The organism is Pseudomonas sp. SDO5271_S396 (assembly GCF_054071795.1).
In genome coordinates this window covers 114,987-127,258 of the sequence record NZ_JBSVWB010000003.1, presented here as the reverse complement: position 1 = coordinate 127,258, position 12,272 = coordinate 114,987, and the positions used below count along the sequence as shown (strand labels likewise).

The window sequence follows — 12,272 nt, the reverse complement described above, 5'->3', positions numbered from 1 at the left end:
CGGGATCAGTCCTGAATATCGGGCGGTGGTGCGCTGGGGGGCTTGGCGGTCAGCGAGGTGATTTTGATCAGCAGCGCCAGGTGGCCGCCATCCAGGTAGTTGAGTTGGTTGTTCTTGGTGCGCACATCTTTCTGCGCCAAGTGTTCACTGGCGACCACGCTGCCGTTGCCGTCGAACTGGTTGATCCAGAAGTCCGCGTCGATATCGGTGAAGCGACCCAGTTGCAGACTGAGCACGCCTTCGATGGGGAACTGGCCGAACTGCTCCTGGCCGTCGGTGATCGCGATCTTGACCGGTTGTTCGCCGAGGTTCTGCTCCCAGGCTTTGTGCGTGAGCACGGTGTAGCTGTTGTCGGCCTTGAGCTTGTCGACGATGTTGTTCAGGCGTGGCGTGCTCAGTGTGTCGCTGCCCAGGCGCGTGGCGCCAGCATCCCAGTTTTCCGGCGCGGCGCGGCTGTTGATCACTGGCTCCGCGTTCTGGCGCACCAGGATCATTTCCACCTGGTAAGGGCTGTCGGCGAACGCCGCAGGTGCCACTACCACCATCAACAGGCTCAGCATGCGGAACAGGCGCATTGGGGGCGTCCTTCAAGCAGATTTCGGGATGAGGCGCTCGAACAGCGCCTCCAATGTATTAAAGCGTTCTTCGGCGCGTTCCATCGGCACCATGAACTTGAACAGCGTAGCCCCTTCGAACTTGTAGCGATTGGGCTGGCCCTGAATCAGTTTGATCAGCACCAACGGGTCCACCGGCGTCTGCGCTTCGAACTCGATACGCCCACCTTGCGGGCCGGCGTCGACTTTCTTGATGCCCAGTTGTTCGGCCTGCAATTTGAGCAGGGTCAGGCGCACCAGGTTCTTGGTCGGCTCGGGCAGCAGGCCGAAACGGTCGATCATCTCGACTTGCAGGTCCTTGAGGCCTTCCTCGTCGGTGGCTGACGCGATGCGCTTGTAGAGGATCAGCCGTGCATGGACGTCCGGCAGATAGTCCTCGGGGATCAGCGCCGGCAGGCGCAAGTTGATTTCCGGACCGCCCCCCAGGGGCTGGTCAAGGTTGGGTTGCTCGCCCTTGCGAATGGCTTTTACCGCGCGTTCGAGCATCTCCATGTACAGGGTGAAACCCACGGCCTGGATCTGCCCGCTCTGGCCATCGCCCAGCAGTTCGCCGGCGCCACGGATTTCCAGGTCGTTGGTGGCCAGCACAAAACCGGCGCCCAGGTCCTGGGTGTTGGCGATGGCCTCCAGGCGCTTCTCGGCATCGCCGGTGACTTGCTGGCGCGGCGGCGTCAGCAGGTAGGCATAGGCCTGGTGGTGGCTGCGCCCGACGCGCCCCCGCAACTGGTGCAGTTGGGCCAGGCCGAACTTGTCGGCGCGCTCGATGATGATGGTGTTGGCGCTCGGCACGTCGATGCCGGTTTCGATGATGGTCGAGGCGATCAGCACGTTGAAGCGCTTGTGGTAGAAGTCACTCATGACCTGTTCGAGTTCGCGCTCGCGCATCTGCCCGTGGCCGATGCCGATGCGCGCTTCGGGCACCAGTTCGGCGAGGTCGGCGGCGCATTTCTCGATGGTCTTCACGTCGTTGTGCAGGTAATACACCTGGCCACCGCGCAGCAATTCACGCAGCAGTGCTTCCTTGACCGTGCTTTTGTTCTGCTCCATGACGAAGGTGCGCACCGACAACCGGCGCGCCGGCGGCGTGGCGATGATCGACAGGTCGCGCATGCCCGATACCGCCATGTTCAGCGTGCGCGGAATCGGCGTGGCGGTGAGTGTGAGAATGTCGACTTCACTGCGCAGGGCCTTGAGCTGTTCCTTCTGGCGCACGCCAAAACGGTGCTCTTCGTCGATGATCACCAGGCCCAGGTTCTTGATCTTCACATCGTCCGACAGCAGCTTGTGGGTGCCGATCACAATGTCGATCTTGCCTTCGGCGAGGTCGGCCACGGCCGCGTTCACTTCCTTGGCCGATTTGAAGCGGCTCATCACTTCCACGGTCACCGGCCAGTCGGCAAAACGATCGCGGAAGCTGTTGTAGTGCTGCTGGGCGAGCAGGGTGGTCGGCACCAGGATCGCCACTTGGCGGCCACCGTGCACGGCAATGAAGGCCGCGCGCATGGCCACCTCGGTTTTGCCGAAGCCCACGTCGCCGCACACCAGGCGGTCCATCGGCTTGGGCGCGAGCATGTCGGCGCGCACTGCATCGATGGCGGTTTGCTGGTCCGGGGTTTCCTCGAATGCGAAGCCTGCGCTGAACGTGGCGTAGTCGGCTTTCGGGTCGGTGAACGCGTAACCCTCGCGGGCGGCGCGGCGGGCGTAGATGTCGAGCAATTCGGCGGCCACGTCGCGCACCTGCTCGGCGGCCTTGCGCTTGGCTTTTTGCCAGGTCTCGGAACCCAGGCGATGCAAAGGCGCCAGCGCGTCGTCACTGCCGGTATAGCGGGCGATCAGGTGCAGGTTGGCTACCGGCACGTAGAGCTTGGCGCCTTCGGCATATTCCAGGGTGAGGAATTCGGCGGCCTGGTTTTCGATTTCCAGCGTCTGCAGGCCCAGGTAGCGCCCCACGCCATGGTCGATGTGCACCACCGGTGCGCCTTCGCGCAGTTCGGTGAGGTTTTTGATGACCGCGTCGTTGTTGGCATCGGCGCGTTTTTCGCGGCGCCGGCGTTGCATCACGCGTTGGCCGAACAGCGGGCTCTCCGCGATCAGGGCCAGTGCCGGGTCGTCCAGTTGCAGGCCTTCGTCGAGCGGTGCGATGGTGATCGCCAGACGGTCCTTGCTCGCGACGAAATCAGGCCAGCTGTCCACGGTTTTCGGGCGCAGCTTGAGACGTTCCAGCAATTCCAGCAGCACTTCGCGACGCCCGGCGGACTCGGCGGTGAACAGCACGCGGCCGGGGAAATCCGCGAGGAAGTTCGACAGCGCCTCCAGCGGCTGGCTGGCCTTGGCTTCAATCGCCAGGTTCGGCAGCGCCTGTGCCGGGAAGCGCGAGCGGCCGGCGCCGGTGTCCACGTCCTGTTGGCTGGCGACGATACGTGGCCAGTCTTTCAGGCGGGCAAAGCAGTCTTCCACCGGCAGGAACAGCTCCGCCGGCGGCAACAAAGGCCGGGACGGGTCGATGCGGCGTTCTTCGTAACGGTTGCGCACATCGTTCCAGAAGTTTTCCGCGGCCTGTTCGATACCCGGCAGCGAAAACACCTGGGTGTCCTGGGGCAGGTAATCGAACAGCGTCGAGGTTTCGTCGAAGAACAGGGGCAGGTAGTACTCGATACCGGCGGGGGTGATTCCGCTGCTCAAGTCCTGAAAGATTGGGCAGCGACGGAAGTCCACGTCGAAACGCTCGCGAAAACGCGCCTTGAAGCGGGTGACGGCGTCTTTTTGCAGCGGGAATTCCTTGGCCGGCAGCAGCTTGACCGACTCGACTTTGTCGATGGAGCGCTGGTTTTCCGGGTCGAAGGTACGCAGGGTTTCGATTTCGTCATCGAACAGGTCGATGCGATACGGCAGTTTGCTGCCCATCGGGAACAGGTCGAGCAGGGCGCCGCGGACGGCGAATTCGCCATGCTCGTACACCGTATCGACGCAGCGATAGCCGCTCGCTTCCAGGCGCGTGCGCATCTGGTCCACGTCCAGCTTCTGGCCGACATCCAGCACCAGACTGCTGCCCAGCAGGAACTTGGTCGGGGCCAGGCGGTGCAGCGCCGTGGTGATCGGCACCACCAGCACGCCGTGGTCCAGTTCCGGCAGGCGGTACAGGCTGGCGATGCGCTGGGAAACGATGTCCTGGTGCGGCGAGAACAGGTCGTAGGGCAGGGTTTCCCAGTCAGGGAAATGCAGCACCGGCAAATCGGGGGCGAAGAAGCTCAGCTCCTGCTCCAGCCGCTCGGCGCTTTGGCTGTCGGCGGTGAGCAGCAGGGTAAAGCGCTTGGCTGCGCTGGCAGCCTCGGCAATGGCCAGGCTCAGGGCGGCACCGGGCAGATTGCCCCAGTGCTGTTTACCTGCCGCGGCAGGGAGTAGCGGTAGACGCAGAACGGGCACGGAAGGTTGAGCTCCAAGCGTTGCGACAAAGTCGGTAATTGTAACGGCCTGAGGTGCCGCCTGTCAGTTTCTCACTGAGCCTATTACGGATCCGGGGAAATGTAGTGGCTATGACAAAAAATGCTGTCTTTCGACTCATTATGTAGTGCGAAAGTTGACGTATATTTCGGAGGGTTACGGACAAGTCGGCCCGTTCGTTATTTTGAGGTTGGCCTGAAACCCGCGTATTTACAGGGCTCTAGCGGGGTGATCGGTTTTTTGCAAGGGCTTTAGTTGCGGCTCGCGCATTGCTCAGGGCTTGTGTGGGCGGCATAATGTAGCCCCTTTTTTAAGCCCCTACATGTGGAAGGTTCCCGTGACTCAGAAGCCCGACCAGTGTCTTGGTGAATGGATTGATCGTGAAGCCCTCGCGGAAGCGATGATTCCGCTGATCGGTCAGCTGTACCGCAATAACAATGTGGTGAGCTCGATCCATGGCCGCAGCCTGATCAACCAATCGGTCATCGCGATTCTCAAGGCGCACCGTTTTGCGCGTCACCGTTCCCTTGACGAAAGCGAACTCTCCGTCCACGAAACATTCCCACTGCTCAAGGCCATGAGCGAGCTCAAGCTCGGCGCGGCCTCGGTGGACCTGGGCAAGCTGGCGAACAAATTCAAGGCCGAAGGCAATGGCCGCACCGCCGATCAGTTCGTACGCGAAGAACTGGCCGACGTGGTCGGTCAGCAAAACGCTGCGGCCCGCAAAGGCACAGACGTGGTCCTGTACGGTTTCGGTCGTATCGGCCGCCTGCTGGCGCGCATCCTGATCGAAAAAACCGGCGGCGGCGACGGCCTGCGCCTGCGTGCGATCGTCGTGCGCAAAGGCGCCGAGAACGACCTGACCAAGCGCGCAAGCCTGCTGCGTCGCGACTCGGTACACGGTCCGTTCAACGGCACCATCGTCATCGACGAAGAAAACAACACCATCACCGCCAACGGTAACCTGATCCAGGTGATCTACGCGAAGAGCCCGACCGAGGTGGATTACACCCAGTACGGCATCCAGAACGCGCTGCTGGTGGACAACACCGGTGTATGGCGTGACGCCGACGGCCTGGGCCAGCACCTGGCCTGCCCGGGTGTCGACCGCGTTGTGTTGACCGCGCCTGGCAAGGGCAAGCTGAAGAACATCGTTCACGGCATCAACCACGCTGAAATCACCGCTGACGACAAGATCGTCTCCGCCGCTTCGTGCACCACCAACGCCATCGTGCCGGTGCTCAAGGCTGTGAATGACAAGTTCGGCATCGTCAACGGCCACGTCGAAACCGTTCACTCGTACACCAACGACCAGAACCTGATCGACAACTTCCACAAGGGCGATCGCCGTGGTCGCAGCGCCGCGCTGAACATGGTGATCACCGAGACCGGTGCCGCCACCGCTGCCGCAAAGGCCTTGCCTGAGCTGGCCGGCAAGCTGACCGGCAACGCAATCCGCGTTCCGACGCCAAACGTGTCGATGGCCATTCTCAACCTGAACCTCGAGAAAGCCGCTACCCGTGAAGAGATGAACGAGTACCTGCGCTACATGGCGCTGCACTCCGAGCTGCACAAGCAGATCGACTTCGTCAATTCGCAGGAAGTGGTGTCCACCGACTTCGTGGGCTCGCGCCACGCCGGTGTGGTAGACGCCGAAGCGACTATCACCCAGGACAACCGTGTCGTGCTGTACGTGTGGTACGACAACGAGTTCGGCTACAGCTGCCAGGTGGTTCGCGTGATGGAAGACATGGCCGGGGTCAACCCGCCAGCGTTCCCGCGCTAAGCCTGTGCCATAAATGAAAACGCCCTGACTTGTCGGGGCGTTTTTGTATCCGCCCGGGGTGACTCTGGCGGTTATTTGCAGCAGGATGTTCTGTAGTGCAGGCAATACTGGCCTACGACGCGACCAAGGGTTAATGTGCGCGGCGTTGAGCCTTATATAGACTGTGCCCCGGTTCACACACTTGAGCCAAATTGTCCTTCATGACCGCTGGCCGCGGCATGATTTAGCCCGGCGTCCAACCGTACGCCTGGCCTGTTCTGAGGAGTACGCATGGCTGTCTACAACTACGACGTGGTGGTACTGGGTTCCGGCCCGGCTGGAGAAGGTGCGGCGATGAATGCCGCCAAAGCTGGGCGCAAGGTGGCGATGGTCGATAGCCGTCGCCAGGTCGGCGGTAACTGCACCCACCTGGGTACCATCCCGTCCAAGGCTTTGCGTCACTCGGTGCGTCAGATCATGCAGTTCAACACCAACCCGATGTTCCGGGCCATTGGTGAGCCGCGCTGGTTTTCGTTCCCGGACGTGCTCAAGAGCGCCGAGAAAGTCATCTCCAAACAAGTCGCCTCGCGCACCGGTTACTACGCGCGCAACCGTGTCGACCTGTTCTTCGGCACCGGCAGCTTCGCCGATGAGCAAACCGTCGAAGTGGTCTGCCCCAACGGTGTCGTCGAAAAGCTGGTGGCCAAGCACATCATCATCGCCACCGGTTCGCGCCCGTATCGCCCGGCCGATATCGATTTCCACCACCCGCGTATCTACGATAGCGACACCATCCTGAGCCTGGGTCACACCCCGCGCAAACTGATCATCTACGGTGCTGGTGTGATCGGCTGTGAATATGCCTCGATCTTCAGCGGCCTGGGTGTGCTGGTGGAGTTGGTGGACAACCGTGACCAGTTGCTGAGCTTCCTCGACTCGGAAATCTCCCAGGCGTTGAGCTACCACTTCAGCAACAACAACATCACTGTGCGCCACAACGAAGAGTACGAGCGGGTCGAAGGCCTGGACAACGGGGTGATCCTGCACCTCAAGTCCGGCAAGAAGATCAAGGCCGACGCCTTGCTGTGGTGCAACGGCCGTACCGGCAACACCGACAAGCTGGGCATGGAAAACATCGGGGTCAAGGTCAACAGCCGTGGCCAGATCGAGGTGGACGAGAACTACCGCACCTGTGTGCCGAACATCTATGGCGCCGGTGACGTGATCGGCTGGCCAAGCCTGGCCAGTGCCGCCCACGACCAGGGCCGTTCGGCCGCCGGCAGCATCGTCGACAATGGCAGCTGGCGTTATGTGAACGACGTGCCGACGGGGATCTACACCATTCCCGAGATCAGCTCGATCGGCAAGAACGAGAGTGAGCTGACCAAGGCCAAGGTGCCTTACGAAGTGGGCAAGGCGTTCTTCAAGAGCATGGCGCGAGCGCAGATCGCCGGCGAGCCGCAAGGCATGCTGAAAATCCTGTTCCACCGTGAAACCCTGGAAGTCCTGGGCGTGCACTGCTTCGGCTATCAGGCCTCGGAGATCGTGCACATCGGCCAGGCGATCATGAACCAGCCGGGTGAACTGAATACGCTCAAGTATTTCGTCAACACCACGTTCAACTACCCGACCATGGCCGAAGCCTATCGGGTAGCGGCCTACGACGGCCTCAACCGGCTTTTTTGAGCGGCTCCGGCCGGTGGCCTGAGCCGGCCGGGGAGACCGATTTCAGTAATTCCCGAGGGTGGCAGTGGCCAAACCGGGAAAGTCTGTAATCAGGCTATCTACGCCGAAGTCGGCGAGCCTGCGCATCAGCGCGGGTTCGTTGACTGTCCATACGGACACGTGCAAACCCTGGCGCTGGGCTTTTTCCAGGCGTTCAGGGGTGCACAACGTCCAGTTCAACGCCAGAATCTCGCAGCCGTAGTTCTGCGCCACCTTCAGCGGATCGAGCCAGGCGTATTCGGCCACCAGGCCGCGTGACAGGTCGGGGGTGAGTTCAACTGCGGCTTTCAACACTTCCCGCGAGCTCGAGGTCACAGTGACCTTGTCCATGATGCCGAAGCGTACGGCCATTTCACGGATCGCCAGCACGGTGGTCGCCGCGCGAGTGCGCGAAGCGCTTTTGACTTCCAGTTGCCAGTGATCGAAGTCGCATTGCTCGAACAGTTCTTCCAGGCGCGGGATCGGACACGGCTTGACCCAACCCGGGCCGCCTTTGCGCGCGTCCATCTTCACCAGGTCCGCCGCCGAATACTCGACGACCTTGCCGCGCCGGTCGGCGGTGCGCTTGAGGGTCGGATCGTGGATGACCATCAGTTCGCCGTCCATGGACAGGTGCAAGTCCAGCTCGCAGCGGCGTACGCCGTGCTTGAGGCATTCCTGAAAGCTGGTCAGGGTGTTTTCCGGTGCTTCGCCTTTGGCGCCGCGATGGCCGTAAATCAGGGTCACAGTTGCTCCTTTACGCCAGGTGTACCGGCGGGATGAATACGTATTCAGGTGTCTTGGGCGTCGCTCTGTTCCCGCGCCAGGCGTCGTTCCTGGGCTTGTTTCTGCAGGATATAGCGCGCCAGCAGTTGGCGTTGGGCATCGGTCATGGACTCGAATTCCGTGCCTACGTCAAAGCCTGTGCCCTTGGGGTCGCAATGGGTGACGCGGGCGCGCAGCAGCAGGCCCAGTGCCTGGGGCATCAGCACCAGCTTGACCGCCAGGTGCGCGCCGGTCGGCAGGGGAGTGGGGTGTTGGAAGTCGAGGCCGCCTTCGGAAATGATCACCGGTTGGGGGGCGCCGACCTCATCCAGCAGGCCGCGCGCCATGATCTGGCTGAGCAGGTCCAGGCGTTTGTTCTGCACGCGCAGGAAGGCGGCGAGGGTGCGATCCTTTTCGCTGAGCTGGCGTAACAAGTGTTGGGATTCGAATTCGCTCAGGTGCAATTCGCTGAGCAGATTGAACAGTGGTGAATCATCCAGCAACACTTCCTTGCTCGCTGCTTCGGGGGCCGACAGGCTTTTGATTTGAAGTGCGATCATGTCGTCGATACGGTAGTATTCGCGGCGTTCTTCTTCATCTAATGTCGACATGGCGAACCCCAGGTAACGGTAATGGTCAGAGTGTAAAGCTGCTTACCAGACCCCGCCACCGGGACGTCTTCTTTTCCTCCGAACAAGCCCCGACATGTTCAGACCTCTCTTCGTATTTATCGGCACGCGTTATACCCGTGCAAAGCGTCGCAATCATTTTGTGTCGTTCATTTCCTTGACCTCGATGATCGGGCTCGCTTTGGGCGTGATCGTGATGATCGTGGTGCTCTCGGTGATGAACGGCTTCGATCATGAGATGCGCACCCGCGTGCTGGGCATGGTGCCCCACGCGACCATCGAGGGCGATGCGCCCATCGGTGACTGGCAAAGCCTGGCTGACAAGGTCAAGCAGAACCCCAAGGTGTTGGCCGTTGCGCCGTTCACCCAGATGCAGGGGCTGTTGACCAATGACGGCAAGGTGCAGAAGATCCTGCTCAACGGTATCGACCCGGCCCAGGAGCGCAACGTCTCGATTATCGACAAGTTCATGTTGTCGGGCAAACTCGATGACCTGGCGCCCGGCGAGTTCGGTATCGTGATCGGCGACAAGGCGGCGGCCAAGCTTGGCGTGGGCCTGGGCGACAAGCTGACCTTCGTCGCGCCGGAAGTCACCGTGACCCCGGCGGGCATGTTTCCGCGCATGAAGCGCTTCACCGTGGTCGGTACCTTCCATGTGGGCGCCGGCGAAATCGACGGCTACATCGGCCTGACCAACCTCACCGACCTGGCACGCCTGCACCGCTGGCAGCCAGACCAGGTGCAGGGCCTGCGCCTGAAGTTCAACGACCTGTTCGACGCGCCGCGTACCTCGTGGGAGATCGCCCAGCACCTGGGTGACAGCCAGTATTACGCCCGCGACTGGACCCGTACCCACGGCAACCTCTACCAGGCCATCCGCATGGAGAAAGCCATGATCGGCCTGCTGTTGCTGCTGATCGTCGCCGTGGCAGCCTTCAACATCATTTCCACGCTGGTGATGGTGGTGAACGACAAGAAGGGCGATATCGCGATTCTGCGCACCCTGGGCGCCACGCCGGGGCAGATCATGGCGATCTTCATGGTGCAGGGCACCGTGATCGGCGTGGTCGGCACCTTGATCGGTACCGCCGTCGGCATTCTGGCCGCGCTGAATGTGAGTGCCGCCATTGCAGGCCTCGAAACCCTGATCGGCCACAAGTTTCTCAACGCCGACGTCTACTTCATCGACTACTTGCCGTCCCAGGTGCAGGCCCCGGACGTGTTGATGGTGGGCGGCGCTGCGTTGGTCCTGAGTTTCCTTGCCACCCTGTATCCAGCCTGGCGCGCGGCTCGTACCCAGCCCGCACAGGCCTTACGTTATGAGTGAATCGGGCATGAGTGAAAAAGCAATCCTGAGCTGCCGCAACCTGGGCAAATCCTACGAGGAAGGCCCGGAGTCGGTGGTCGTGCTGTCGAACCTGCAACTTGAACTGCACCCTGGCGAGCGCGTGGCGATCGTCGGCAGTTCCGGCTCCGGCAAAAGTACCTTGCTGAACCTGTTGGGCGGCCTCGATACGCCGTCCCAGGGCAGCGTATGGCTGGCCGGTGAAGAGCTATCGGCATTGGGTGAAAAGGCCCGTGGCCAACTGCGTAACCGTTCGCTTGGGTTCGTGTATCAGTTCCACCACCTGCTGCCGGAATTCACTGCCCTGGAAAACGTGTGCATGCCGCTGTTGATCGGCAAGACCGCGATCCCTGAAGCGCGCCAGCGTGCCAAGGCGCTGCTGGAGCGCGTCGGCCTGGGCCATCGGCTGGAACACAAGCCGGCGGAACTGTCCGGTGGCGAGCGTCAGCGTGTGGCGATTGCCCGTGCGCTGGTGAACAACCCGGGCCTGGTGATGCTCGACGAGCCTACCGGCAACCTCGACTCCCACACTGCCCAAGGCATCAAGGACTTGATGCTGGAACTGAGTACCCAGATGCGCACGGCGTTCCTGGTGGTGACCCATGACATGGGCATGGCCCATCAGATGGACCGGGTGCTGCACCTGCAGGAAGGTCATCTGGTCGCCATCTGACCTGTTTCAAGCCCGGTGCATGACACCGGGTTTTCTATTTTTCCAACGGTGCCCGCGAATGTTCAGACCGTTATCGATTTTCATCGGCACGCGCTATACCCGCGCCAAGCGCCGCAACCGTTTTGTTTCGTTCATCTCCATGACCTCGATGATCGGCCTCGCCCTGGGCGTGCTGGCGATGATCGTGGTGCTTTCGGTGATGAACGGCTTCCAGCGCGAAATGAGCTCGCGCATCCTCGGCATGGTGCCCCACGCGACCATCGTCGGCGTGAACCCGATCGACAACTGGCAGCCGGTGGCGGAGGCTGCGCTGAAGAATCCGGAGGTGACCGCCGCGGTGCCTTTCACGCAAATGGACGGCATGTTTTCCTATAAAGGCGCCATGCAGCCGATCGAGATCAGCGGCGTCGACCCGGCCCAGGAAGGCAAGGTTTCCATCGTGGCGCAGCATATCGTGCGGGGCAAACTGGAAGACCTGAAACCCGGTGAGTTCGGCGTGGTAGTCGGCGATATCACCGCGCGGCGTTTTCGCTTGAACGTCGGGGACAAACTGACCCTGATCGTGCCGGAAGTCAGCAGTGCCCCCGGCGGCATCACTCCGCGCATGCAGCGCCTGAACGTGGTGGGTATCTTCAAGGTCGGTGCCGAGTTGGATGGCTCCATGGCCCTGATCCACATGGCCGATGCCGCAGAAATCCAGCATTGGCAGCCCAACCAGGTACAAAGCGTGCGTCTGGCGGTGAAAGACTTGTACGCAGCGCCCAAGGTATCGTCGGACATCGCCGGTGGCCTGGGCGCATCCTACAAACCCGATGACTGGACCCACACCCAGGGCAGTCTGTTCAGCGCGATGAAGATGGAAAAGACCATGATCGGCCTGCTGTTGCTGATGATCGTCGCCGTGGCCGCATTCAACATCATCGCTACGCTGATCATGGTGGTGAACGACAAGGGGGCGGACATTGCGATCTTGCGCACCATCGGCGCCACGCCGCGGCAGATCATGGCGATCTTCATGGTGCAGGGCACGGTGATCGGTATCGTCGGCACCTTGATTGGCGGCGTGTTGGGCGTGATTGCGGCGTTGAACGTGAGCGAGCTGGTGGGCTGGGTGGAGCGTGTGACCGGGCAGCATATCTTCAGTTCGGACGTGTATTTCGTCAGCAACCTGCCTTCTGAACTGCAGGGTGGTGACGTGTTGCTGATTTGCACGGCGGGGTTCGTGTTGAGCTTTTTGGCGACGCTGTATCCGGCGTATCGGGCGGCGAAGATCGAGCCGGCGCACGCCCTCAGGTATTCGTAAGCCTTCAGGCCGCCATCGCAGGCAAGCCAGCTC

The 12,272-nt window shown here is 61.5% G+C and carries 9 protein-coding genes; 5 read left to right on the top strand and 4 right to left on the bottom strand.

All coding sequences use genetic code 11. From position 1 onward, the window contains the following. Positions 1–5: 5 nt before the first annotated feature. Together ACW9IN_RS03710 and mfd are read right to left on the bottom strand one after the other, a co-directional pair. Positions 6–575, bottom strand: a complete 570-nt coding sequence (locus tag ACW9IN_RS03710) for a CsiV family protein (RefSeq protein WP_457364598.1) — start codon at positions 573–575, stop codon at positions 6–8. Between the two features lie 12 nt (positions 576–587). After that, positions 588–4,037 carry a transcription-repair coupling factor gene (gene mfd / locus ACW9IN_RS03705; protein ID WP_457364597.1) on the bottom strand — a complete coding sequence of 1,150 codons (3,450 nt, stop codon included), beginning with the start codon at positions 4,035–4,037 and terminating at the stop codon, positions 588–590. Between the two features lie 340 nt (positions 4,038–4,377). On the opposite strand from mfd, the gene ACW9IN_RS03700 reads away from it, so the two are divergent. Continuing rightward, on the top strand, positions 4,378–5,841 hold the full coding sequence (locus tag ACW9IN_RS03700; protein WP_457364596.1) for a glyceraldehyde-3-phosphate dehydrogenase: 1,464 nt from the start codon (positions 4,378–4,380) through the stop codon (positions 5,839–5,841). 270 nt (positions 5,842–6,111) lie between these two features. Further along, positions 6,112–7,506: a Si-specific NAD(P)(+) transhydrogenase gene (sthA, locus tag ACW9IN_RS03695; protein WP_457364595.1), complete on the top strand. Its 1,395-nt coding sequence runs from the start codon at positions 6,112–6,114 to the stop codon at positions 7,504–7,506. 42 nt (positions 7,507–7,548) lie between these two features. Here sthA and ACW9IN_RS03690 read toward each other — a convergent pair whose 3' ends face one another. Then, positions 7,549–8,271, bottom strand: a complete 723-nt coding sequence (locus ACW9IN_RS03690) for a glycerophosphodiester phosphodiesterase (protein WP_457364594.1) — start codon at positions 8,269–8,271, stop codon at positions 7,549–7,551. Between the two features lie 44 nt (positions 8,272–8,315). Continuing rightward, positions 8,316–8,900: a PilZ domain-containing protein gene (locus tag ACW9IN_RS03685; protein WP_457364593.1), complete on the bottom strand. Its 585-nt coding sequence runs from the start codon at positions 8,898–8,900 to the stop codon at positions 8,316–8,318. A 94-nt stretch (positions 8,901–8,994) separates the two neighbouring features. Between ACW9IN_RS03685 and ACW9IN_RS03680 the strand changes: the two genes are divergently transcribed. The 3 genes from ACW9IN_RS03680 to ACW9IN_RS03670 are packed head-to-tail and all read left to right on the top strand — an operon-like array spanning position 8,995 to position 12,239. Then, positions 8,995–10,245, top strand: a complete 1,251-nt coding sequence (locus ACW9IN_RS03680) for a lipoprotein-releasing ABC transporter permease subunit (RefSeq protein WP_457364592.1) — start codon at positions 8,995–8,997, stop codon at positions 10,243–10,245. 7 nt (positions 10,246–10,252) lie between these two features. Then, complete coding sequence (gene lolD, locus ACW9IN_RS03675) at positions 10,253–10,936, top strand: lipoprotein-releasing ABC transporter ATP-binding protein LolD (protein ID WP_457364591.1); 684 nt, start codon at positions 10,253–10,255, stop codon at positions 10,934–10,936. A 58-nt stretch (positions 10,937–10,994) separates the two neighbouring features. Further along, positions 10,995–12,239 (top strand): lipoprotein-releasing ABC transporter permease subunit, encoded by a 1,245-nt coding sequence (locus ACW9IN_RS03670; RefSeq protein WP_457364590.1) that lies wholly within the window; start codon positions 10,995–10,997, stop codon positions 12,237–12,239. The last annotated feature ends 33 nt before the right edge of the window (positions 12,240–12,272 follow it).

Coding starts and splice junctions, on each gene's coding strand:
- ACW9IN_RS03710 (WP_457364598.1), bottom strand. CDS start 575: ATGCGCCTGTTCCGCATGCTGAGCCTGTTGATGGTGGTAGTGGCACCT.
- ACW9IN_RS03700 (WP_457364596.1), top strand. CDS start 4,378: ATGTGGAAGGTTCCCGTGACTCAGAAGCCCGACCAGTGTCTTGGTGAA.
- sthA (WP_457364595.1), top strand. CDS start 6,112: ATGGCTGTCTACAACTACGACGTGGTGGTACTGGGTTCCGGCCCGGCT.
- ACW9IN_RS03685 (WP_457364593.1), bottom strand. CDS start 8,900: ATGTCGACATTAGATGAAGAAGAACGCCGCGAATACTACCGTATCGAC.
- ACW9IN_RS03680 (WP_457364592.1), top strand. CDS start 8,995: ATGTTCAGACCTCTCTTCGTATTTATCGGCACGCGTTATACCCGTGCA.
- lolD (WP_457364591.1), top strand. CDS start 10,253: ATGAGTGAAAAAGCAATCCTGAGCTGCCGCAACCTGGGCAAATCCTAC.
- ACW9IN_RS03670 (WP_457364590.1), top strand. CDS start 10,995: ATGTTCAGACCGTTATCGATTTTCATCGGCACGCGCTATACCCGCGCC.